This window comes from Mariprofundus erugo (genome assembly GCF_005818865.1).
GTDB classification, from domain to species: domain Bacteria; phylum Pseudomonadota; class Zetaproteobacteria; order Mariprofundales; family Mariprofundaceae; genus Mariprofundus; species Mariprofundus erugo.
In genome coordinates this window covers 177,719-200,087 of the sequence record NZ_VBRY01000001.1, presented here as the reverse complement: position 1 = coordinate 200,087, position 22,369 = coordinate 177,719, and the positions used below count along the sequence as shown (strand labels likewise).

At 55.3% G+C, this 22,369-nt stretch carries 18 protein-coding genes and 1 pseudogene; 11 read left to right on the top strand and 8 right to left on the bottom strand.

Annotated features, from left to right (window positions below):
• Positions 1-2 precede the first annotated feature (2 nt).
• From FEF65_RS00935 to vapC, 4 genes are all read left to right on the top strand, one after another.
• Positions 3-467 carry a response regulator gene (locus tag FEF65_RS00935; protein WP_138238089.1) on the top strand — a complete coding sequence of 155 codons (465 nt, stop codon included), beginning with the start codon at positions 3-5 and terminating at the stop codon, positions 465-467.
• A gap of 92 nt (positions 468-559) precedes the next feature.
• Positions 560-3,613, top strand: coding sequence for a response regulator (locus FEF65_RS00930; protein WP_138237902.1), 3,054 nt, complete (start codon positions 560-562; stop codon positions 3,611-3,613).
• 204 nt (positions 3,614-3,817) lie between these two features.
• Entirely contained in the window at positions 3,818-4,054 is a 237-nt protein-coding gene (gene vapB / locus FEF65_RS00925) for a type II toxin-antitoxin system VapB family antitoxin (protein ID WP_138237901.1), read from the top strand.
• A 3-nt stretch (positions 4,055-4,057) separates the two neighbouring features.
• Positions 4,058-4,456 carry a type II toxin-antitoxin system tRNA(fMet)-specific endonuclease VapC gene (vapC, locus tag FEF65_RS00920; RefSeq protein WP_170304399.1) on the top strand — a complete coding sequence of 133 codons (399 nt, stop codon included), beginning with the start codon at positions 4,058-4,060 and terminating at the stop codon, positions 4,454-4,456.
• 80 nt (positions 4,457-4,536) lie between these two features.
• Here the strand turns inward: vapC and FEF65_RS00915 are convergent, their stop codons facing one another.
• From FEF65_RS00915 to FEF65_RS00905, 3 genes are all read right to left on the bottom strand, one after another.
• Entirely contained in the window at positions 4,537-5,613 is a 1,077-nt protein-coding gene (locus FEF65_RS00915; RefSeq protein ID WP_138237900.1) for an alpha/beta fold hydrolase, read from the bottom strand.
• A gap of 252 nt (positions 5,614-5,865) precedes the next feature.
• Entirely contained in the window at positions 5,866-6,744 is an 879-nt protein-coding gene (locus FEF65_RS00910) for a BLUF domain-containing protein (RefSeq protein ID WP_138237899.1), read from the bottom strand.
• Between the two features lie 57 nt (positions 6,745-6,801).
• Positions 6,802-7,341, bottom strand: a complete 540-nt coding sequence (locus FEF65_RS00905) for a glutathione peroxidase (protein WP_238701093.1) — start codon at positions 7,339-7,341, stop codon at positions 6,802-6,804.
• A gap of 96 nt (positions 7,342-7,437) precedes the next feature.
• On the opposite strand from FEF65_RS00905, the gene FEF65_RS00900 reads away from it, so the two are divergent.
• Genes FEF65_RS00900 through FEF65_RS00890 form a run of 3 tightly spaced genes read left to right on the top strand, consistent with a single transcriptional unit; the run spans position 7,438 to position 9,222 of the window.
• Positions 7,438-8,331, top strand: coding sequence for a MerR family transcriptional regulator (locus FEF65_RS00900; protein WP_138237898.1), 894 nt, complete (start codon positions 7,438-7,440; stop codon positions 8,329-8,331).
• A gap of 11 nt (positions 8,332-8,342) precedes the next feature.
• On the top strand, positions 8,343-8,639 hold the full coding sequence (locus tag FEF65_RS00895; protein ID WP_138237897.1) for a hypothetical protein: 297 nt from the start codon (positions 8,343-8,345) through the stop codon (positions 8,637-8,639).
• On the top strand, positions 8,620-9,222 hold the full coding sequence (locus tag FEF65_RS00890) for a lipocalin family protein (protein WP_420813923.1): 603 nt from the start codon (positions 8,620-8,622) through the stop codon (positions 9,220-9,222). Before FEF65_RS00895 ends, FEF65_RS00890 begins: the two co-directional genes overlap by 20 nt.
• Before the next feature lie 74 nt (positions 9,223-9,296).
• Here the strand turns inward: FEF65_RS00890 and FEF65_RS00885 are convergent, their stop codons facing one another.
• The 5 genes and pseudogenes from FEF65_RS00885 to ppsA form a co-directional block, all read right to left on the bottom strand.
• Positions 9,297-10,253, bottom strand: a complete 957-nt coding sequence (locus FEF65_RS00885) for a transposase (protein WP_138237896.1) — start codon at positions 10,251-10,253, stop codon at positions 9,297-9,299.
• A gap of 31 nt (positions 10,254-10,284) precedes the next feature.
• A complete protein-coding gene (locus FEF65_RS00880; RefSeq protein WP_138237895.1) occupies positions 10,285-10,776 on the bottom strand; it encodes a superinfection exclusion B family protein in 492 nt (163 codons plus the stop codon).
• An 87-nt stretch (positions 10,777-10,863) separates the two neighbouring features.
• Positions 10,864-11,925 carry a DUF4062 domain-containing protein gene (locus tag FEF65_RS00875; RefSeq protein ID WP_138237894.1) on the bottom strand — a complete coding sequence of 354 codons (1,062 nt, stop codon included), beginning with the start codon at positions 11,923-11,925 and terminating at the stop codon, positions 10,864-10,866.
• A 180-nt stretch (positions 11,926-12,105) separates the two neighbouring features.
• Positions 12,106-12,255, bottom strand: a pseudogene (locus tag FEF65_RS13770) (IS30 family transposase); the annotation flags it as partial.
• 166 nt (positions 12,256-12,421) lie between these two features.
• Positions 12,422-14,854 carry a phosphoenolpyruvate synthase gene (gene ppsA / locus FEF65_RS00865; RefSeq protein ID WP_138237893.1) on the bottom strand — a complete coding sequence of 811 codons (2,433 nt, stop codon included), beginning with the start codon at positions 14,852-14,854 and terminating at the stop codon, positions 12,422-12,424.
• A gap of 586 nt (positions 14,855-15,440) precedes the next feature.
• On the opposite strand from ppsA, the gene FEF65_RS00860 reads away from it, so the two are divergent.
• The 4 genes from FEF65_RS00860 (at position 15,441) to FEF65_RS00845 (ending at position 22,358) form a co-directional block, all read left to right on the top strand.
• A complete protein-coding gene (locus FEF65_RS00860; RefSeq protein WP_138237892.1) occupies positions 15,441-17,312 on the top strand; it encodes a hypothetical protein in 1,872 nt (623 codons plus the stop codon).
• A gap of 122 nt (positions 17,313-17,434) precedes the next feature.
• Positions 17,435-19,090, top strand: coding sequence for an adenine deaminase (gene ade, locus FEF65_RS00855; RefSeq protein WP_138237891.1), 1,656 nt, complete (start codon positions 17,435-17,437; stop codon positions 19,088-19,090).
• A gap of 128 nt (positions 19,091-19,218) precedes the next feature.
• Positions 19,219-19,770: a hypoxanthine-guanine phosphoribosyltransferase gene (locus FEF65_RS00850; protein ID WP_138238085.1), complete on the top strand. Its 552-nt coding sequence runs from the start codon at positions 19,219-19,221 to the stop codon at positions 19,768-19,770.
• A 59-nt stretch (positions 19,771-19,829) separates the two neighbouring features.
• Positions 19,830-22,358, top strand: coding sequence for a PAS domain-containing hybrid sensor histidine kinase/response regulator (locus FEF65_RS00845; RefSeq protein ID WP_138237890.1), 2,529 nt, complete (start codon positions 19,830-19,832; stop codon positions 22,356-22,358).
• Positions 22,359-22,369: the final 11 nt, after the last annotated feature.

Sequence of the window (22,369 nt, the reverse complement as noted above, 5' to 3'; positions counted from 1 at the left end):
TGATGAAATTCAAGCCCGGCGAACCGATTACCATCCTGATGGCGGATGATGATCCGGAAGATCGCATGCTGGCCGAGGAGGCGCTGGAGGAAGCGCGACTGGCCAACGATTTGCGCTTTGTTGAAGATGGCGAGGAGCTGATCGATTATCTGAAACGGCGAGGCAAATTTGCCGACCCGAAAGACTCGCCCAGACCGGGGCTGATCCTTCTTGACCTGAACATGCCACGCAAGGATGGCCGGGAGGCTCTGGAGGAGATCAAAGCCGATCCAATGCTTAAAACCCTGCCGGTGGTTATACTGACCACATCGGAAGCCGATGAGGATATTCTTCGCAGCTACGATCTCGGCGCCAGCTCCTATATCACCAAACCGGTCACTTTCGATGGTCTGGTCAATATCATGCGGGCACTGAAGGTATACTGGTTTGAAATTGTCGAGTTACCTGAAAATAACAATGGCGCCTGAGGCCATGATCGGCAAAAATAGCGAAATGACAGGGAGCATTGAAGGCGCCGGAACTCAGTCACAGCAACAGGGCCATGTAAGGTGCAAAGCATATGAATGATAGACATTCCTTGTCCGGCAAACCGGTCAGGGTGTTGCTGGTCGACGATGATGAGGAAGATTACCTCATCACCCGTGATCTGCTGGACGACATTGCAGACAGAAGCTTCGACCTTGAGTGGGTCGATAATTATGAAGATGGCCTGAAGGGTCTGCAGCTTCAGGCCCATGATGTTTATCTGCTCGACTACCGTCTCAATGCCCGATCAGGCATCGAACTTCTCAATAACGCGCGCGCGGCCGGCAGTCTGGCTCCGATTATTATGCTGACCGGTCAGGGAGACCCTGAGGTGGATCAGGCGGCACTGGCCGCAGGAGCCTCCGATTATCTGGTCAAAAACGGCCTTGAAGCAGCAACCCTCGGCCGCTCCATTCGCTATTCACTCGAACAGTCACGCATGCTTGAGACACTTGCTGGTGAACGATCCGGCCTTGCCCTGCGTGTGGAGGAGCGGACACGGGAGCTGGCAAGCAGCAATGCCAAACTTGAGCAAACCGTCGACTCGCTGACCGCCTCTGAAGAGTGGTTCAGATCGCTCGTACAGGCAGTACCCGATGTGGTGTACAAAATCGATACCCATGGCTGTTTCACCTTCCTGAATGATGCCATTCATCAGTATGGCTACGACAAGTCAGATCTGCTGGGCAAACATTTCAGCGAGATTATCTACCCTGAGGATATCAACAATGTCAGCCGTGAGGCTGTCGTCCGCAAGGCCTGCCTGCTGAAAAAGTCCGACCATCAGAGCGGCCCTTTCAACTTCAAGGTATTCGATGAACGGCGCCGGGGGGAACGCTCGACCAATGGTTTGCAGCTACGCATCAGAACCAAGGCAGGCACGCCAGCCGACCATGTTGAACTCAAACCGCTGGGCAACGATATCGCCTACGTCGAGGTCAACAGCATCGGCATGTACGATTCGAACAACAACCAGCGCGAGTATATCGGCACGGTCGGTGTCATCCGCAGTGTCGAGGAGCGCATCAAGGCCGAACAGGAGATCCTGAAGGCCAAGGAGGCAGCCGAATCAGCCAACCAGTCGAAGTCGGAGTTTCTGGCCAATATGAGCCATGAAATTCGCACCCCGATGAATGGCATTATCGGCATGACCCATCTGGCTCTGGAGACGGAGCTTGATGAAAAGCAGCGCAACTATATCAGCAAGGCGCACCAGTCGGCCGAATACCTGTTAGGCATCATCAACGATGTTCTCGACTTCTCGAAAATTGAAGCGGGCAAGATGAGCATCGAGAGCATTCCGTTCCACCTCTCCGATGTCATCGATAACATGGTGAATCTGATCTCCATACGCGCCGCCGAGAGAGGTATCAGGGTTACCACGGATGTATCTGCCGATGTACCCGACTGGCTGATCGGCGATCCGCTTCGTTTGGGCCAGGTGATCATCAATCTGGTCAGCAATGCTGTAAAATTCAGCCACGACGGTGGCGAGGTATCGCTGCAGGTGTCGCTTGCCGGTCGTGATGATGTCGAAACCCTGCTGCTTTTTTCCGTCACTGATACAGGCATTGGTATGAATGCGCAGGAGCAGAAACGGCTGTTCCAGTCGTTTAGTCAGGTCGACAGCTCAACCACGCGCAAGTATGGCGGCAGCGGCCTTGGCCTGGCCGTATCCAAAAAAATCGTCGATATGATGGGTGGCGACATCTGGGTTGAAAGCGAAAAAGGAGTGGGCAGCCGTTTCAACTTTACCGCCCGCCTGAAGGTGCAACCGCTCGATGCGCCGGAGCTGGCAGGCAGTGAAAAAAGTCGTCAGGAGCACATGGCAAAATCCATTGCCAGCCTGCGTGGTGCCCGGGTTCTGCTGGTTGAGGACAATGAGATCAATCAGGAGCTGGCAACTGAACTGCTCACCTCCCATGGTCTGATCGTCACCGCCGCCAGTGACGGGCGCGAAGCGATGAATCTGCTGGCCCGACAAGCCTTTGATGGCGTGCTGATGGATTGCCAGATGCCCGTGATGGATGGCTATGAGGCAACCCGCCAGATCCGCCAGACGCTTCAGCTTCGGGGCCTGCCGGTCATTGCCATGACCGCCAATGCACTGGCCGATGAGCGTGAAAAAGTGATTGAGGCTGGTATGAACGACTACATCGCCAAGCCGATTAATGTCAAAGTCATGCTGGAAACCATCGCCAAATGGGTGGTACCGGGAAGCGGCGATCAGCCTGCCCGTAGCGCGCAAAGAGTGCTGCCGAACAGGCAGGACAACAGCGCCGCTGAACAGAACAGTCAGGAAGAGTCGGTCAGGGGCCTCGCCGGTCTGCGTGGTGCCAGGGTGTTGCTGGTTGAGGATAATGACATCAATCAGGAACTGCTGGTTGAGATTCTCTCCTCCTATGGCCTGATCGTGATGGCGGCCAACGATGGCCGGGAAGCACTTGATATGCTTGCACAGCACAACTTTGATGGCGTATTGATGGATTGCCAGATGCCGGTCATGGATGGCTATGAAGCAACCCTGCAGATTCGCCGGAATGCTCAAACCAGGGAGCTGCCGGTGATTGCCCTGACCGCCAACATCCTGGCTGAAGAGCACGATAAAATGGTTCATGTCGGCATGAATGACTACATCGCCAAGCCGGTTAACGTGAAACTGATGCTGGAAACCATCGCCAAATGGATTGCTCCGGGTGGTGGCAACCAGAACGGCCAGGAAGAGAAGGCAGCGGTGATCCCCGCTATTCCCGGCATTGATGTCGAACGCGGCCTGGCCATGATGGTATTCCCCAAAACCTATCGCAAACTGCTGATCAACTTCAGGGATCGCTATGGTGATGTGGAAGCACAGTTCCGGGCAGCTCAGGCAGACAAGAGTGATCCCGATGCCCCGTTTCGTCTGGCCCACTCGCTCAAGGGTATTGCAGGCAGCGTATGTGCCGATGCTGTGGAGCGTGCTGCCAAAGAGCTGGAGTCAGCATGCGAAGCCGGTGCACCGGAGGAGATGATGGATGCGCTGCTGGCCAATGTGGTTATGTCCATCAAACCGGTCATCAAGGAGCTGGCTGTATTGGGAGAGCTGTAAGCACAGGCTGCATGATCCGGTCACATCAGTGATGCACATGCACCGCACTACCTGTTTGCGCAGATCAGCCGCATATGCTGTGCTGCGACGCCATCCCAACCTGTCCACCTGCGAAAACTAGCCAATCAAGACCTGACCCCGGCGCGTGGATATACCATTGATATATCCACGAAGCTAGCATAGGCATTGCCTTTGGAGGATGCTATGAAAGTTGCACATACCACCATATTCAAGTCCAACAAGACTCAGGCTGTTCGACTGCCAAAAGCGATTGCCCTGCCCGACTCGATTCGAGATGTCGATATTATTGCAATTGGCAACACCCGCATCATTACACCTGCCGGAGAGTCATGGGATCAATGGTTTGCCGGCACAGGCGTTTCCAATGACTTTATGACAGAGCGCGAACAGGGGCCCGATCAGCAGAGAGAAGCGCTGTAAACCATGCTTAAATACATGCTCGATACCAATATCGTGATTTACACAATCAAAAATCGTCCGGCGCATGTCCGCGATACGTTCAAATTGCATGACGGGCAAATGTGCATCTCTTCTGTCACGTTCGGCGAGCTTGTTTATGGTGCTGAGCGCTCCTCACAGCCGGAAAGAAACCTCGCTGATATTCAAGGGCTTGTCGCCCGCCTGGAAATCGTACCTTTCGATGAACACGCCACAGAACACTTCGGTCAGCTTCGTGCGGAACTCTACAATATTGGCCAGCCAATCGGCCCGTATGACATGATGATCGCCGGACATGCCCGCTCCATGGGCCTCATCCTCGTCACCAATAACGAAAAAGAATTTGCTCGCGTGCCAGGACTCCGTTTACAAAACTGGATCTGAATTTCGCCAGGGCGAGCCATGGACCGCCCCCTGTTGAATGTTAATCCGCAACCGTCGGCTCCCTTCCGGAACTGCGTAAATCAAGAGCTGCCACCGGCCTGTGTATCCGATTTAATCCTGAGCAACTCAGACCGGAATTTTGCCGGCTCTTCATAGAACGGAAAATGGGCCGAGTGCTCAAAGCGAATGTACTGCTTGCGGGAGTGGATCAAGGGGTAATATGTCTCAAAGAGATTGACCGGGGTGTCGTAATCGTACTGCCCCATGAAGAAATAGACCGGCACCCTGAAAGATTGGAAGCCCTGACTTTCATCAGTGGCATCAAATCGCCACACATCGGGATCATTAAACAGGGATTGTGAAAACTTCCAGCGCTTGAGCCAGTCATTTTTATCGTAAAGGCCGGAATCAAGAATCAACGCATCGATCTCATCGGACGACTCAGAGCCATAAACCTCGCCGCCATCATGGCCGACATAAAACATCGTCACCTCCGAAGGATCATCAAAGGTATCGGCGTATTGATCCGGTATCTTTCCGGGATACTCCCCGTCGTTACCCGGCCGACCGATGGCATGCAGCAGCTGTATCGCCTCTGTATCGGCATGGTTCTTCGCCTGCTGACTGACCCGGTCGTAACTGTATTGCTCATTTTTGATCACACTGATCGTTTGCCCTGCCCCGATGAAAGCGAAATAATCATCGGGATACTGCTTGATCAGCTTAAGTCCGATGACGGTTCCGAATGAGTGCCCCAGAAGATAAATTTTTCGCTGGCCAAATCGCGCCATCAACCATCGGCTCAATGCGTGAGCGTCCTCTACCAGCTGATGCAATGTTAAGCGGGCCGGATCGCTCTCCGGCGACAGGCCGGCCCCGCGCTGATCCCAGTTGACGACGGTGAATGCGTCCTCCAGTTGCGGATGAAGTCGATGCATCAATGGAAGCATGGCATAACCAGGGCCACCATGAAGTACGAGCAAAACCGGATTGGCGCTGTTGTTGGCGTGAATCAGAATGGTTTGCCTGAGTCCATTAAGAGATAGCTGATACGGCTTGCCAGGGACCAGCCCCTCTCCTCCCCACGCCTGCTGCCCGCCCGCTGCTGCAAAGAACAGCGAAACCATCACCGGAATCATGAAGAGGTATTTTCTCACCGCCGACTCGCCACCATCCGCAACCGGAACGATCCCATTAAACCGCTTATATTGTTGATCAATGCATCAAGCACGACCTGACTCCGATCCCGTTAAAACACCAAATTATCAAGCATGCCCCCGTAACCGCAAATGCGCCAGGCGAGACCTGACCCTGGACTCCATTGCGATGCCGTTTGAGGAGCGGGACGAACCATCCCATTAAGCCAGACCCCGTAATATAGAAGGAGTCTGAGTCGGGGCATAGGACAGCTAAGATGGCTCAAGATTACCGAGTCTGGATAAAAAATAGTAACTGAAACCGAGGGCTGCGACCAGCAGCGCCATAGCGAAAATATAGATCGGCTCAATATCGGTGAATTCGAGCACCACGATCTTTCTCGCGATCGCCATCAGCGCGGTTGCAACCACCAGGCGCACAGCCAGCACATGCTTGCGCACATAGAGCGAGATATTGATGAAAATATCGACCGCGATCAGCACGGCCAGAAACGAAGCAAATGTACTGGTGATACCGCTCATGGTCATCAGTTGTTCGGGCCGATTCAGCATGATCTCGTACAGGCCGTAGCCGACATCGGCTACTCCATACAAAACCACCACCGCCATCAGGATCGCCAGCAGCATGACCGAGTAGCGCACCAGTTGATTGAGCCAGTAGATCAGTGATTTATCGTCCCGATCCATCTCCAGCACGTCCCTGGCCAGTTCCGAGACATGCTGCTTTTTGACATATTTCATCAGCTGCGTGACGAACAGGCGATCATGAAGCCGCCGATTGCCACTGACATCCTCGGCAAACTGGTAGCCCATCTCGTCAAATGCATCGAGCTCTTCCCTGCTCATGGATTTGAAGCCCATACTCCATTCCGGGAATTCACGCTGGTCGATCGTGCTGCGCTCGATCAGGTTGATATGCTGATGGCGGGTATCTTTTTTGATGCGCTCAAAGGTGGCGTCGACTGCGTCAGCCGGCCCCTCGAGCACCTGCATAAAGGTGCCTTCGCTGTAAATCAGCTGGCCGCTGATACCAAGCCTTGTGTTATTGGCTCTCGATTTGGCAAGCAGCTGCAGCAGCTTCTGCTCATCGAACGGCTCACTGGCAACGCTGACATAGACCAGCCGGATCATGGCTGATCACCTGCCCTGCAACCGAATGCGCAGGTTAACGCGATCATGTCAGGCGGCTCATTGTGCCAGTGCCTGCCGGATGGCCGACTGCAGTTGTTCGCTCTGCGGTTTGATGTTGCTGGCAAAGCTGTCAATCAGGCGGCCATCCCTGCCGATCAGATATTTGTGAAAGTTCCAGCCGGGAGCCTCACCGGCCGCGGCTGCGAGTTCCCTGTACAATGGCGAGGCACTGTTGCCGATGACCGTGGTTTTGGAAAACATCGGGAACTTCACTTCATAGGTCAGGCTGCAGAACTGTTTGACCTCGGCTTCCGAACCCGGCTCCTGATTACCGAAGTCGTTGGAGGGAAACCCGAGCACCACCAGCCCCTCTTCGCGATATTGCTCATAGAGGCTTTCCAGTCCTTCATATTGGGGCGTAAACATGCAGCGGCTGGCCGTATTCACAATCAACAGCACTTTTCCCGCATATCGCTCGCACAGTTGTACAGGCTCGTGCTCATCGAGTGTTTCCACCCGCTGATCGAGCAGTGGCGGACATGCCTGTGCACAGGCCAGCGCAGGGAGCATCAGTAACAGTAACAGAAGGCTTTTCATCGTCATCCTCCTTGAATTGATGGGCCCACAATAGCAGCCGTATAACTATTGTACAATAAATTTGAAATAATTGTACAATACTGTTACCGTTGGCGCATGAATGACTCAACCGACAACCTCTTTCCCATTCGCCATGTCGCACAGCAAACCGGCGTGCTGCCCGTTACCCTCAGGGCATGGGAGCGCCGTTACGGGCTGATCAAGCCAACACGCACAGACAAGGGTCACCGCCTCTACTCCGATGAGGATATTCGCAGGGTGCGGCAAATCGTGGCCCTGATCGACACCGGCATCCCCGTCGGCCAGGTCAAATCAGCACTGGCCAGCAAGGCGGCAACACCCGCCTCTGTGGCGACATCAGACTGGCCGGGATTTCAGGAACGGCTTCTCAAGGCCGCCAGGTCACTCGATACGACATCAGCTATTACGACGCTGCGCGATGCAGGCGGCATCTATCCACTGCATCTGCTGGCAGATGAACTGCTTCGCCCCTGCCTGATGGCGATCGCGACCACTGAAGACGAGGGCCGCTGGGCATATCGGCATGTGCTGACCCAGGCGATCGCTGTTTACCTTGAACAACGCAGCCGTGGTCTGGAACCGGAACGCTCCGGGCAAACCCTGCTGATTGTCTCCATGCCGAATGTATACGGCGGCGAAGCCACGGAGCGAAACCTGATGGCCCACATCTTTGAAATCATGGCACGCGAAGCTGGCCTGGACATGCGCTGGCTGGGACAACTCCCGGGCCTGCCGGCACTGGCGGAGCTAATCAGCCACGGCAATATCAGAGGCGTGGTGTTATGGGAAGATGGTGAACCGCTCGGTGACTGGCAATCGCAGCTCTACCGTTTCGGGCTGGCCTGCGACGGCCCGTTTGCCATGGCCGGAGAATTTTCACTGCGCCATCAAAGGCAGCTTGAGCAGCTACAGATCCAGTGTCTGCCGGCTGCATTTCAGGATGCAATCGAGTTGCTTCGAAGCTGGTAAAGGAGATTCACATGCATAAGAAAAAACTGTTACTGATCATTACCCTGTCGCTGTTTCCGGTTTTGCAGATGATCCCGGAGGCCGCAGCAACACCTGCGTTCAGCCGCCAGACCGGAGCTGATTGCCGCAGTTGTCATTTCATGGATATGCATGGCCTGAATGCCTTCGGTCGAGCCTTCAAACAGAACGCTTTCAATCTCAGCGAACATATGAAAGAGCAGCTGCAGCAACAGAAACAGTCCGAACACGAAGCCAAAGCCCCGGAACATAACGAAAGTGATCAAGAGCATGGTTGTGCCAGCTGCTAGCCTGCGGGCTGCCAGTTTGCGGGCTGCCAGCTTGCGGGCTATTGGTCTGCTGGCCGTTACCGTGCTGGTATCCGCATGCGTTGCTGCACCATCCGGCATCACCCCGGTGTCCGGCTTCGAGCTGAACCGATATCTCGGCAAGTGGTATGAAATAGCCCGCCTGGATCACAGTTTCGAGCGCGATCTGGAAGCGGTAACGGCCGAATACTCGATGCGGGAAGATGGCGGCGTCAGGGTCATCAACCGCGGCTACTCGCAGCAGGATCAGGCGTGGAAGCAAGCCGAAGGGCGCGCATATTTTGTCGATACCCCGGACACAGGCCATCTCAAGGTCTCCTTCTTCGGCCCGTTCTATGGCGCTTATGTCATTTTCGGGCTGGATCACGAGCAATACCGCTATTCATTTATCAGCGGGCCGAATCGCTCATTCCTGTGGTTACTGGCACGTACTCAGAGCGTGCCCGAACAGGTCATCACAGACTTCAGGCAGCAGGCCGCCTCACTTGGCTTTGATATCGGCCAATTGCACATGGTTCGCCACGAGCTGCCAATAACTGCCGGCAGCGCGGATGACGCTCAATGACGATAAACAACAGGCATGAAAAATCGCTGGAAACATCCGCATCCGGGTCATCCCATCCGGGTCATACATCCGGGTCAGGCTTGACATCTGGGTGTTTTTATTTCGTTTAAGATCGTCAGAAGTCGCTCCTGCAAATCATCGTGTGACCTGATGCGTTTACGAAGCCTGCCGGCAGATTGACTCAGCGAAGATAGTTCGCGCCCAAACTCTTTGGCCAGTGCGGTTAGCGTTACCCCTTCGATATGCTGCACAACCAATGCGGCCATCGCACGTGGCTCCGAGCTTTCCCGCCCCTTACCACTCTCGTACAAGGCTGATGGTTCCACTCCGTATTCGCTGCATACCGCCTGGATGATCCGGGCAATTGCAGGCGCCTTCGCCATCTCGTATCGACCTGAAGCCTGAATGGCCCTCTCTGCAAAATGATCGTCACCAAGAATACGCCCTAAATGCGATCCCTGATGAAACTCGGACCGCCGCGACTCTCCAACCCCTTGCTCGATATAATCCTGCCATAAGAATCTGGCTTTCGACTCTTCGCAAGAAAATCGGGACAGAACCTCCTCTGTATGCAGCCAGGGAAGCGTGACCATATTCATGTAAGCGTTCTGACTGCTCCACTCAAAATCCGCTGCACGCTCGCAGATTCCGGCACGCACCGGATTCAGATGAATGTAACGGGCGAGCTCCAGTAAATAGCGATCAGCATCGACAAGAATCGCTTTAAAGCGCCCCTGAAACAGATGACCAACCTCACCCTTCTGCCTGTTCACATAACGGGTATATCGAAAACAAAGATTCTGAATGATTTTTCCCAGAGGAATGGTTTCAACCTGAATCAGCAGATGGACATGATTGCGCATCAGACAAAACGCGTGGATTCGGTGGCCGTACCGCTCAACACCCTCTTGCATCAGCAGCATGAAATGCGTGCGATCAGCATCGGAAAAGAAGAGGTCACTACCAACGTTACCACGCATCATGACATGGTAATAGCCGCCGGGAAGATGAACTCTTGGTTTGCGTGCCATAGCTAACTATTCGCTTTAAAACACCCAGATGTCAAGCCAGACCCCGTATATTCGCTTTCCGTTTTGACAACCCAACATTAAACAGCGACGTATCAAGATTAAATGTTTCCCTCATTCCATCGGCAGTCATTGAAGTCCACATGGCCTCGCGTTGAATTAAGGACTCAATTCCGTTTGACGAAATTGGCAATTTGTTCGTTTGCGACCAAGTGAGTACACAACCGCCTGTTTCAACAAACGCTTGAACTACTGCCTTTTCTTCTTTGCTTAATTGCTCGTACGTTTGTTCGGCTTCTTCTGCTTCTATGCGCCGTTTTTTCTTACGCATGAATCTTTCATGCAATGCGGCCGATACTAGGCGGGAAACTGGGAAAGCGATGATCGCGGAGAATGCCGCAATAACGACATCGTTTGTTGTTAAGTACACGATGAGGCCGATAACACCGGACACGAACGTAGCGACACTGCGACCGAAATCAGTCTCGGTGTAAACACGCTCCGCCCATTTGTCGATTGCGTCCATTCTTACCCCTAACGTAGAGCTGACCGGCGCTGCGCGGCTTTATCGCGCAGCGTCCAGCGACCGAAGGGAGCGAGGTCGAGCGCCATGTTAGGTTTCTGCCGTTGATGACCGGGTTTCTGGTTTTCGAATTGCGCGCAGTTTTGTCATGACGTTATCTCCGTATGGAGTAAGCGTCCAGTAGGTTGCAGTGTCCTTAACGCTACGGCTCTTTGCGCTTTTTGTAATGAGTCCTAAGGCGCGTAGCTGAATCTTTATTGTCTGAAAGTCGTCTGAATCAGCCTTGAAGTTCATCAGGTTTAAGCCCTTGAACCCCTTGGACTCACTGAGATCATGCCAAGCGAAGTCTCGAACAAGATTGTTGAGCGCCTTCGCAAGATCACCTTCTACAGCCTCATGAATCATCAGCGGCGACAAAGCCGAGAAAATGTCGTCCCACTCAACGACGGTCGATGACTCGAAGGCTTTTCCGTTGTGCGCCCACTCATCGCGTGAAGCGACAAAAGAAAACCGTATCTCGAAGGCATCTTCACCTTGCGCCAAATCGGATGTTCCCGCGGGGCCACTCGTTCGGGTGGCCTGCAACTCAGCTTGGAGTTCTTCCACACGCCGACGCAAGCTTAGTATTTCTTCAGTTGCACTTTCATCTGGAACAAGGTTTCCACGAACCCAGCCGATCCCAGGGCTACTCTTGATTAGTTTGACTAAGCTTCGGCTCACTTGGCTGCCCAAGTCCGATGGACTTTCCCAAAAGCGGCACATCTTCTTCTGAACAAGCTCGCGGAATACCGCCAGCTTACCTTTGCCCTCATCGCTACTTTCACATCTGCTCGCGGCCAGCGCCCCAGGATCGCGATGAACAAACCCGAGCACGGGCTTTCCGGTTTCTAAAGCGTAGCGGTATTCCATTTCCGTGTAACTTAGGCCATCAGGGCCAATTGATCCGTAACGACCGGCGATGATGACCATGTAGTAGTCACAATCATCGATTACCTTTTTTATGAGCGTCCATTGGTCTTCATTGGCGGCGGGAAATAGCTCCATGCCCGCTGGGATGCAGTCGAGTTCAAGAAGTGCTTGCATTACCTCTTGGCGCTCATCTTGCAGGTCTGCATAAGTTGAACTGACAAATACTTGATAACGTTTATCCATGGCGAGTATGAAACCTAACTTATTAATAGGTATAAGTATCTTTTTGTCGGAAAAATCATCATGACTCCCTCCCCAGGTAGACCTTCTGAAGGTAGCAGGGCATTCGAGCATTGTCAAAAGGTTGAATGACAAGGGGTTTACTAATTAGCTATTGGATCACCCGTGTTAGGTATGGCGGTTTCAAACTCGAAGTGCAACAAGGTTTAATTTGTTAGCCCAGTAGGCATTAAAGTCGAAAGCACCTTCAGGCAGGAAGAGCTCTGCTGGGCATTTCCAGCCCAGTGACTTTCTGGGCCGAGTATTGAGCTTCCATGCGATATCGTCCATTTGGATGACATGGCCGGCCTGCGGACAGGCGCAACCGACTCGGAAAAGCGGTCTGGCGTTCATCATCCCCACTCCCGGCAATACCGAAGCCTGGCATGGCGGCATGGCATGGCGGCACCGCTGTTCACTATTTTTCAGCAAGCGCAGATTCTGCAGGCAGGCGGTACAATCACCCCTGCTTTTGTCGCCGCTTTTGTTCGGCTTGCAGCACATTCGGGATGGCGGCAAGCACGGTATCCGGGGTCAGGCTGATCGAGTCGATACCGATCTCCACCAGGAATTCGACCAGCTCCGGGTAATCGGATGGGGCCTGTCCGCAGATACCTGAATGGCGGCCATTGCGGCGGGCGCCTTCGACCGCCATGCGGATCATCTTAAGCATGCCGGGGTCGCGCTCATCGAAATCGAAGGCGACGATTTCCGAATCCCGATCCACGCCGAGCGTCAGCTGGGTCAGATCGTTGGAGCCGATGGAAAAGCCGTCGAACAGCTCGGCAAAGGCATCGATACTGATCACATTATTGGGAATCTCGCACATCACATAGATCTGCAGTCCGTTTTCACCACGCACCAGTCCGTTCGCGGCCATGGCTGCCAGCACCTTTTGGCCCTCCTCCACCCGGCGGCAAAACGGAATCATCAGCCGGACGTTGGTCAGCCCCATCTCATCGCGCACCCGTTTCATAGCCTGGCACTCCAGCGCGAAGCCATCGGCATAGGCCGGGTGGGCGTAACGGGAGGCACCGCGAAAACCGATCATCGGGTTGGCCTCCTCAAGCTCGAAAAACTGGCCGCCGAGCAGGGTGGCATATTCATTGGTTTTGAAATCGCTCATGCGCACCACGCACGGTTTCGGGTAGACAGAAGCCGCAATCGTCGCCACCCCTTCCGCCAGCGTCGTGACAAAGAAATCGGCCGGGCTGGCAAAGCCACGGCTCATGGCGGCGATGGCATCGCGCGTGGCCTGATCGACCCGTTCGGGATGCACAATCGCCATCGGATGGGCCTTGATATACTCATTGATAATAAATTCGAGTCGCGCCAGCCCAATACCGGCCACCGGCAGCGAGGCCACACTGAAGGCCTGATCCGGATTACCCAGATTCATCATGATCGCGGTTTGCGGCGTTGCCAGCTGCCCCAGATCGGTATGCTGAATCTCAAACGGCAGCATACCGGCATGAATATTGCCGACCTCCCCTTCCGCACAGCAGACGGTCACCGCCGCCCCGTTGGCCAATACTTCGGTGGCATTGCCGGTACCGACGATCGCCGGTACTCCCAGCTCACGCGCCACAATCGCCGCATGGCAGGTGCGGCCGCCCCGGTTGGTGACAATAGCGGCCGCCATCTTCATCACCGGCTCCCAGTCCGGTGTGGTCATCTCGGCCACCAGCACCTCACCCGGCTGAAATGCTGCGAGATGCGCCGCATCGGCAATCAGCCGCACACGCCCTGCGCCAATACGGGTGCCGATCGCCTTACCCTGGGCCAGAACAGCCGAGCGCGATTTGAGGTGGTAGATCTCAAGCACACTGCCCCGCTTCTGTGACTCCACCGTTTCAGGACGGGCCTGCACCATATAGAGGCGACCATCGACCCCATCCCTGGCCCACTCCATATCCATCGGCCGGCTGACGCCGGCCACCTCCGAATAGTGGCGTTCGACCTTGATGGCGTAGTCGGCCAGCGTCATCACATCCGCATCGCTGATACAAAAACGCCCCTGCTCATCGGCGGTGCTGTCGATATTTTCGGTATATTCGGCCACAATCGATCCGCTCGACTCAGTCGCGGCAAAGATCATCTTCTTCTCTTTCTGACCGAGCCGCCGTTTCAGCACACGACGGAATCCCTGATTGAATGTCGGCTTGTGCACATAAAAACTGTCCGGGTCGATGCTGCCCTGGACGATGTTTTCACCCAGCCCCCAGGCGGCATTGATAAAAACGACATCCTTGAACCCCGTCTCGGTGTCGAGTGAAAACATCACGCCACTGGCACCGATATCGCTGCGCACCATCTTCATCACCACCACGGCGAGATAGACCTTGTAGAGGTCAAAATGGTTGTCGTACTTATAATGAATGGAACGATCGGTGAAGTTGGAGGCAAGACAGCGTTTATAAGCCTCAATCAGGGCCTCCTCGCCGCGCACATTGAGGTAGGACTCATTCTGGCCGGCAAACGAGGCCTCGGGCGAGTCCTCGGCTGTGGCGGATGAGCGTACAGCCAGCGAAATATCCTCACCGTACTCGGCCTTCAGCTTTGCATAAGCCGCCACGATTTCCCGGCGCAGGCCGTCCGGAAGCTCACAGGCATAGACAATCGCCCGTGCCTTTGCACCGCGCAGCTGCAGATCCGTGACATCATCCGGATCAAGGCCGTCCAGCACCGCATGCAGTGCGTCGATGGCACCGGCATGCTCCAGTGCATCCCGATAGGCCGATGCGGTCACGGCAAAGCCATCGGGAACGAGCACCCCCGCCGCCGTGAGATGCCGGTACATCTCGCCAAGGCTGGCATTTTTACCTCCCACTTCAGGTACATCGGCCATGCCGATTTCGTTAAACCAGCGGATATAGCGCGGTGCGGTACTCATTTTTGCTGTGCTCCTTCGCACGGAAACAGGGGCCTCTTTCGCCCCTGTAATCGTCTCATCCATGCCGTCCCAGCATAGCAGATTTATCGTCTGTTTTCCTGTCTGCCACGCGGCTGAAATCAGCCCGAAGGAAATGGCGATGGATGGCATCCGGGCAACCACGTGGCTTCGATGTTACCTGTCAATCAGGCATGCGGCATAGAGATAGAGGTGCAAAGCTGCTAAAATGGAAATCGCCGCCACAGGCGAGGGAGAGTGATATGCAACCGGATACACGACTCACCACACAGATACGGCTTCACGGGTGCCCCCATCACGATCCATATCTCCGCGCAATCACGCATGGCCGAAAAGCCGTAAAGCTGATGTGAAACAGCGCTCAGGCAAGGAGTCTCCGATGCACACGTTCCTCATCAGGCGGTTGCCCCATCCTGTCTCCGGAGAGGCCCGGATTCACACAACAGCAAACACATCCTCAGCCCTGTCCATCATCCTTTTCACCTGCTTCCTGCTTGTCTTTTGCGCACCATGGGAACCCTTTAATGCCTATGGCCAACAGGAGTGGGAGAGCAATTACTTACAGCATATGGGGAGCAGCGGATACGGTTTTATATCCGTTGCCAACACCTCTTCCGAGTCCAATACGGTCACCGTCAAATTCCTGGATACCGCCAAAACCGTAATTGCAAGCGAATCAAGCAATATAACTCCCGGGGAGGTCTGGGCTCTCAATACAGCCGACCTGGCACACGGTACCTCCAACGGTTACGTACAGGTCTCCGCAAGCAAAGGCGAGGAAAGTATCATGCCGTGGGGAGCAATGGTCTTTAATACCGGAGGCAAACTTTCAGGGTTCCCTTTCACGTGGAACTCTTCATCCGGCATTCCCTATCAACCTGAAAAAGCACGCCCGTTGAGTTTGTATCAGCTGCTCTCCGTCACCTTTAAGGAAGATGATCCTGAAGCACTGAAAGCCGCCTGCCCTTCCTGTGATGCCCTGGTCAGCCGGGCCAACAAAGCACGGGATGGCTATATCGAATTAAAGAGTAAATGGGACGTGGATGCGTTAAAGCAGGCCATAGCGACATTGCAAAGCTTCGAAAAAATGACGCGTGAACAATGGGACCAGGCGATGGTGGATGGAGAAGTGATTTCGGCGGACTCGGCTGTTTCCATCAACGAATATATGACGCGTGTCGACCTGGAACTGGCGCAAAAGGAACGCAAGCAAGGGAATGACTCGATGGCATCGCTTTTCCAGGAGGAAGCCAATGCGCGCATTGAGAAAAGCATCAAATTGAAACAACGGCTGAAGAGGCTCGAGAAAAAACAGAAAGAGAGAATCAAAGCATTAGATAAGGAGCTGGGAAAGTGGCGGGCAAAGCTGGAGAAACGTGAGGCGGTTTTAAGAAAAATATGGAAGGCAAAGACAGAAATGGCGGCGGCAATGGCCTCGGCAGAGAAATGCCTGCAGCAGTTTTGCAGACCAAAAACCGAACGGCCCGCAAAAGAGGGGGTCCCGGCAACAACATCCGCAGCACTTACCGGCAATGCCGGCAGCAATGCCGTTGGCGCGGCCCGGATCACGCAGGATGGCGCCACTAGCGGCGAAGATCTGCTTCCCGGTGCAGCAGACATCACCCGGCCGTTGATCCGCGATATGCCCGTCAAAGAAGCAGCGGCAAACAAGGCGGCAGCGTCCGCCACGGACCTGGCCAAAGGAGCTCTCGGCAGCTTGATCGGAGGGGGCTCCGGCATGTTCGGCGGGGGCGGCAACACCTTCGGCGGCGGCCAGGGTAACGGCGCAAAACTGGTGAAACAGCCCAAAGGGCCCTGGGACGTGGTCAAAAGCGGCCGCACCGGGCTTGAGCTCGGAGGCTGGGAATTCGTACCGCGCAGCAACCAGAAACAGGCGGAAATACGCATCGCCCAGCGCATCGCGGATTCGCCGGACAACGGGGCGCCGGACAGCATGTGGCTGCAGGATGCCAACGGCAACATTCTGCAACCCATCGGTTTCATGGTCTTCGAACTGTGGCGTCACTGGCGACTCACCGTCACCGTCACACGCGAAACCTACGTCAACGGCGAGCTTGTCAGCCGCAGCGTGACGCGCAACTCCACCGGGTGGAAGGAACTCGTGGATCGCTACACAGCCCTGCTGGAGGCGCCCCCCATCTGGAAGCGGCTCGGTGGCACCGCCTTCGACAAACTGAAAGGCGTGATTATGGAGTTTCCTTTGCCCGAACATTTCGATCCGGCTCAATGGAGCCTGATCACGCATGTTACCGCCAGAGCGAAGATCAATGGCAAAGAGGTGATCCAAACCATTCCTTTCGCGCTGGATATCGTAAAGGGTGAAGGTAACCGCTTGCGCTTTAAGCCTGCTCCGGACGGGCTGACACAGTTTCAGCGCGCACATGCCGGCTCGGACTACCGGGTCATCATGCACCCATGAACTGAACAGGACGGTTTGATTGGTTGCCCACCTGGCAAACATCCATCCGCAACGGTTAAAACGTGGAGGTACAGCCCAAAGCTGCTACAATCAGAATCGCAGCCACGGGCGGGGGGAGTGATATGCAACCGGCTACACAGCTCAGCGGACAGACACGGTTTCACGGACACATCGTCGATGTGGTGGCAGGCGAGATCTTCCCCGGTTTGATCGAGATATGTGACGGAAACATCGCCTCGATACAGAGAACCCCGACCGCCCCGCCGCAATGGATCATGCCAGGCCTGATTGATGCACATATTCATATTGAAAGCACCATGCTACCTCCTTCCGAATTTTCCCGGCTGGCCACCGTGCATGGCACCGTAGCCACCATCTCGGACCCGCATGAAATCGCCAATGTGCTGGGGATGGAGGGCATACGCTATATGATCGAGGATGGTCAGCGGGGAGCCGTGAAATTTTACTTCGGTGCCCCATCATGTGTACCGGCCACCTGTTTTGAAAGTGCCGGAGCCACCCTGGATGCGGGCCAGATCGGACAACTGCTGCAGAGCAGTGACATCCACTACCTCAGTGAGATGATGAACTTCCCCGGCGTCATTCACGGCGATGCGGAGGTGATGAAAAAAATTGCGCTGGCAGCAGCCAGCCAAAAACCGGTGGATGGTCATGCGCCCGGCTTGCGCGGCAAGGATGTGGCAACCTATATCGCGGCCGGTATCACCACCGACCATGAGTGCACGACGCTGGCTGAGGCACGTGAAAAGATGGCGCTCGGCATGCACATCCTGATCAGGGAGGGATCGGCCGCCAAAAACTTCAACGATCTCGCCCCGCTGATACAGGAAAACTACGCCCGCTGCATGTTGTGCAGTGATGATCTGCACCCGGATGATCTGGTCAAAGGCCATATCAATCTGCTGGTAAAACGGGCACTGGCACTGGGCTTTGAGCCGATGCATGTGCTGCGCTGCGCCAGCCTGCACCCTGTCCGCCACTACCATCTGGATGTCGGGCTGTTGCAAGCGGGCGATCCGGCTGACTTCATCATCGTCGATAACCTTGATGACTTCAACGTGCTCTCAACCTGTATCAATGGCACCATCGTGGCAGCCGGTGGCGCCAGCCTGCTCCCCTGTCAGCCGGCAACCACCATCAACCACTTTCTGGCCTGCGCCAGAACCGGCGCTGATTTCCGTATACCCGCTGCCGGCTCCCAGATAGAGGTCATGGTCGCCATGGATGGACAGGTGTTTACCCGCAGAGAGGTTGTCGAAGCAACGGTGGAACAGGGTGAGGTGGTCGCCGACATTCCCCGTGATCTGCTTAAAATTGCCGTCATCAACCGTTACCAGAGCGATGCGAAACCGGCTGTCGCCATCATCCGTGGCTTCGGGCTGCGCCGGGGGGCCATCGCCTCAACCGTTGCCCATGACTCGCATCATATCATTGCCACAGGAACCAGCGATGCGGCCATCTGCAAGGCCGTCAATATGCTGATCAGGGAAAAGGGAGGCATCTGTGCCGTGGATGATGACAGCAGCATGCAGTTGCCACTGCCCATTGCCGGCCTGATGAGTGACCGGGATGGCTATCAGGTAGCCCGCCGCTATGCCGGGCTGAACCGCTTTGTGCATGACCTCGGCTGCCCGCTGAGTGCGCCCTTTATGACGCTCTCCTTTATGGCGCTGCTGGTGATTCCCGCCCTTAAACTCAGCGACAAGGGGCTGTTTGACAGCGAGCACTTTGCCTTCACCCCGCTGTGGAGATGCTGACCACCGTCAGACTGACCATGATCAGCAAGCAAAGGCAAAGCATGTTTTTTTCCTTTGTCTGCAAGTTTTCGGCAGCATAAGCCGCACCGGACACTTTACCACCGACTGATGATTCAGGAGCATCGATGATGAAATCACTACTCGAAGAGGTTCGCCGCGTTGAACAGGAGGCTGAGCTGCTGATCCGGCCGGAAGAGTTGGAAGCCGCACTGGATCTCATGGCAACCGAGATCAGCCACCGTCTGGGCGATACCACACCCATCATTCTCTGCATCATGACCGGAGGCCTGGTGACCTGCGGCAAACTGCTGACACGTCTGCATTTTCCGCTGCAGCTGGACTACCTGCACGTCAGCCGCTACCGCAATCAGACCGCCGGCAGCGACGACATCGCCTGGCTGGGGAAAAGGCCCGAACACCTTGCCGGCCGCCACATCCTCATCGTCGATGATATCCTTGATGAGGGCTATACCATGCAGGCGATTGTTGCGTTCTGCCGGCAGGCAGGAGCCGCTTCCGTCTCAACGTCGGTGCTGCTCGACAAGGCCAGCGCCCGAAAAACAGCGATCACCCCGGACTTCTGCGCCTTTACCATTCCGGATCGCTATGTCTTCGGCTATGGCATGGATTACAAGTCGTTCCTGCGCAATGCCGCAGGCATTTATGCTGTCAGCCGCTAGGCCGACACGATTGCCCTTGGCAAGCGCTGCCGACACACTACATTTGCGCCATACACGCTATGAATACGTCCGCTAAAACCGAGCGCGACCTGATGGCCGCACCGAAGGTGCTCTTTCTGAACACGGTGTTTCTGTTTGCCGGTATCGTGGCCTTCGGCATGAGTTTCATTCGCTGGCAAACCAGTCCGCTCATGGGCTCGATTGATCTGCTTTTTGCCTGCTGTAACGGTGCGCTGATTTATTACCTCAACCGTCACCGGGAGAAGATAGAAGCCATCAGTACGGTGGCGCTGTGGCTGGCGTATAGCCTGTTCACCACCATCCTCATACTGGCGCATGAAAACTCGACCCGCATCTCCCTCTTTTTTCTGCTTGCCGCTTCCGCCTTTTTTCTCAAAGGGAGGAAAAGCGGGCTGGTCTGGCTGCTGCTTATTCTGCTTACCATCGTCAGTGTCTATCTGCTTGAAGGCAACCGGATCGGATATTCACAGCTGGATATAGTCACCGGCTGCCTCTACCTGATTGCCCTCTATTTCATTTTCCGCAACTACGAAACGTTCAAGGAAACCGTCAGCGAACAGGACCGGGACAAGGAAATCCTTCGCCTCAGCGAGGAGCGATTCCGCACCCTGGCCGAAAATGGCAACGACATTATTGCCATTGTCACCAACAAGGGGGTTGTGCAGTTTATCTCGCCATCGATCCAGTCCATCCTGGGCCATTCGCCTGCCGCTATCATTCACACCCTGCTCAGCGAACTGATTCATCCCTTTGACCGCCCCGGAGCCGCTGTGGCGCTGGCCAATGTGCTGGATGCACAGGAAGAACAGGCAACGGAGCACTATGAGTGCCGCATGCGCCACCGGGATGGCAGCTATCGCGATTTTGAACTGATCAGCCGCAATCTGATGAATCATCCGGTCATTGGCGGCATCGTTATCAACGGCCGTGATGTGACCGCCCGCAAACAGGCTGAAGCACAGCTCTATCAGCTCTCCCAGGCCATCGAGCAGACCGGTGAATCCATTCTTCTCACCAACCGCTATGGCGTCATCGAATACGTCAACAGCGCCTTTACAAAACTCACCGGCTATAGCGCCGAGGAGGTCATCGGACATCTTCCTGCCATTCTGGGCAGCGGTGAAAACACGCAACCGTTTTATGAGGAGATGTGGAAAACCATCAACCAGGGCCGCACATGGCAGGGCAAAATCATCGACCGCAAGAAAAACGGCCAACTCTTCCCGGCGGTGCTGAGCATCTCTCCCATCCGCGACAAACACGGGGTCATCACCCATTTTGTCGGATCACACACCAACCTGACCGAACTTGATAAAATGGAGCAGCAGTTCCGCCAGGCCCAGAAGATGGAAGCGCTCGGCACCCTCGTTGGCGGCATTGCCCATGACTTCAACAATATTCTGGCCGGTATGACCGGCAACCTCTACCTGGCCAAACGCGCGACCCGTCAGATGCCTGATGTGCAGCAGAAACTTGCAACGGTGGACCAGCTCTCGTTCAGGGCGGCCGACCTGATCAAGCAGCTGCTGACCTTCGCCCGCAAGGATATGGTCAACATGCAACCGTTATCGCTCGCCCCGTTTATCCACGATGCGCTGCGACTGTGTCGCACCTCGATCCCTGAAAATATCACCATCAGCCATCACACCCACTGTGACGAGTCGCTGCAGATAGAGGGTAACAGCACGCAGTTGCACCAGGTGTTGATGAACCTGATCAACAATGCGCGCGATGCTGTTGAAGAGAGCCATGAACCGGCGATCAGCATCAGTCTCACCATTGTCGCGGCTGATCAGCTCCACGCCCGTCCGGACATCGTGGCCAGTCGCTATGCGCGGCTGAGTGTCAGTGATAACGGCTGCGGCATTGCCGCTGATCAACAGGCCCACCTGTTTGAGCCCTTTTACACCACCAAGGAGCAGGGCAAAGGGACCGGCCTTGGCCTTGCCATGGTCTTTGGTGCGGTGCAAACCCACCATGGCTTTATCGAGGTGGAAAGCACACCGCATCAGGGGGCCACATTCCACATCTTTTTACCCCTGCTCGAGCAGCAGCCCTGCCCTGCCACGCAGCCTGCCCAGCAGAAACAACCTGCCAAACCGGGGCACGGCGAACTGATTCTGCTGGTCGACGATGAGCGCAGCATCATCGATATGGGCAGGGATGTACTGGAGAGCCTCGGCTATCGGGTCATCTGTGCGGCCAATGGCATCGAAGCCGTCGAACTGTTCCGGGCCCGCCGGCATGAGGTAGCACTGATCATCATGGACATCGTCATGCCAAAACTGGGGGGCGTGCAGGCGGCTGAACGTATCCGGGCCATCGCTCCGGAGGTCAGGGTGATCTTTGCCACCGGTTATGACCGGGAAACAGCTCTGCCCGATGCCCTGACCGTCAGCGATGCCATCGTGCTCTCCAAGCCATACAATATTGACCAGATGCATCAATTGATTCAGCAGCAGCTGACCCTCTCCCCGCCGGATACAGCGGTGCCGCAAGACAGCCTTTCAGCCGCAAGATCGAACATCGCCGGCCCGAAAGCGGAATCAGCGCCACCCCCGGCATAGTTACGCTGAGA

Coding starts and splice junctions, on each gene's coding strand:
- FEF65_RS00935 (WP_138238089.1), top strand. CDS start 3: ATGAAATTCAAGCCCGGCGAACCGATTACCATCCTGATGGCGGATGAT.
- FEF65_RS00930 (WP_138237902.1), top strand. CDS start 560: ATGAATGATAGACATTCCTTGTCCGGCAAACCGGTCAGGGTGTTGCTG.
- vapB (WP_138237901.1), top strand. CDS start 3,818: ATGAAAGTTGCACATACCACCATATTCAAGTCCAACAAGACTCAGGCT.
- vapC (WP_170304399.1), top strand. CDS start 4,058: ATGCTTAAATACATGCTCGATACCAATATCGTGATTTACACAATCAAA.
- FEF65_RS00910 (WP_138237899.1), bottom strand. CDS start 6,744: ATGATCCGGCTGGTCTATGTCAGCGTTGCCAGTGAGCCGTTCGATGAG.
- FEF65_RS00905 (WP_238701093.1), bottom strand. CDS start 7,341: ATGAAAAGCCTTCTGTTACTGTTACTGATGCTCCCTGCGCTGGCCTGT.
- FEF65_RS00900 (WP_138237898.1), top strand. CDS start 7,438: ATGAATGACTCAACCGACAACCTCTTTCCCATTCGCCATGTCGCACAG.
- FEF65_RS00895 (WP_138237897.1), top strand. CDS start 8,343: ATGCATAAGAAAAAACTGTTACTGATCATTACCCTGTCGCTGTTTCCG.
- FEF65_RS00890 (WP_420813923.1), top strand. CDS start 8,620: ATGGTTGTGCCAGCTGCTAGCCTGCGGGCTGCCAGTTTGCGGGCTGCC.
- FEF65_RS00885 (WP_138237896.1), bottom strand. CDS start 10,253: ATGGCACGCAAACCAAGAGTTCATCTTCCCGGCGGCTATTACCATGTC.
- FEF65_RS00880 (WP_138237895.1), bottom strand. CDS start 10,776: ATGGACGCAATCGACAAATGGGCGGAGCGTGTTTACACCGAGACTGAT.
- FEF65_RS00875 (WP_138237894.1), bottom strand. CDS start 11,925: ATGGATAAACGTTATCAAGTATTTGTCAGTTCAACTTATGCAGACCTG.
- ppsA (WP_138237893.1), bottom strand. CDS start 14,854: ATGAGTACCGCACCGCGCTATATCCGCTGGTTTAACGAAATCGGCATG.
- FEF65_RS00860 (WP_138237892.1), top strand. CDS start 15,441: ATGGGGAGCAGCGGATACGGTTTTATATCCGTTGCCAACACCTCTTCC.
- ade (WP_138237891.1), top strand. CDS start 17,435: ATGCAACCGGCTACACAGCTCAGCGGACAGACACGGTTTCACGGACAC.
- FEF65_RS00850 (WP_138238085.1), top strand. CDS start 19,219: ATGAAATCACTACTCGAAGAGGTTCGCCGCGTTGAACAGGAGGCTGAG.
- FEF65_RS00845 (WP_138237890.1), top strand. CDS start 19,830: ATGAATACGTCCGCTAAAACCGAGCGCGACCTGATGGCCGCACCGAAG.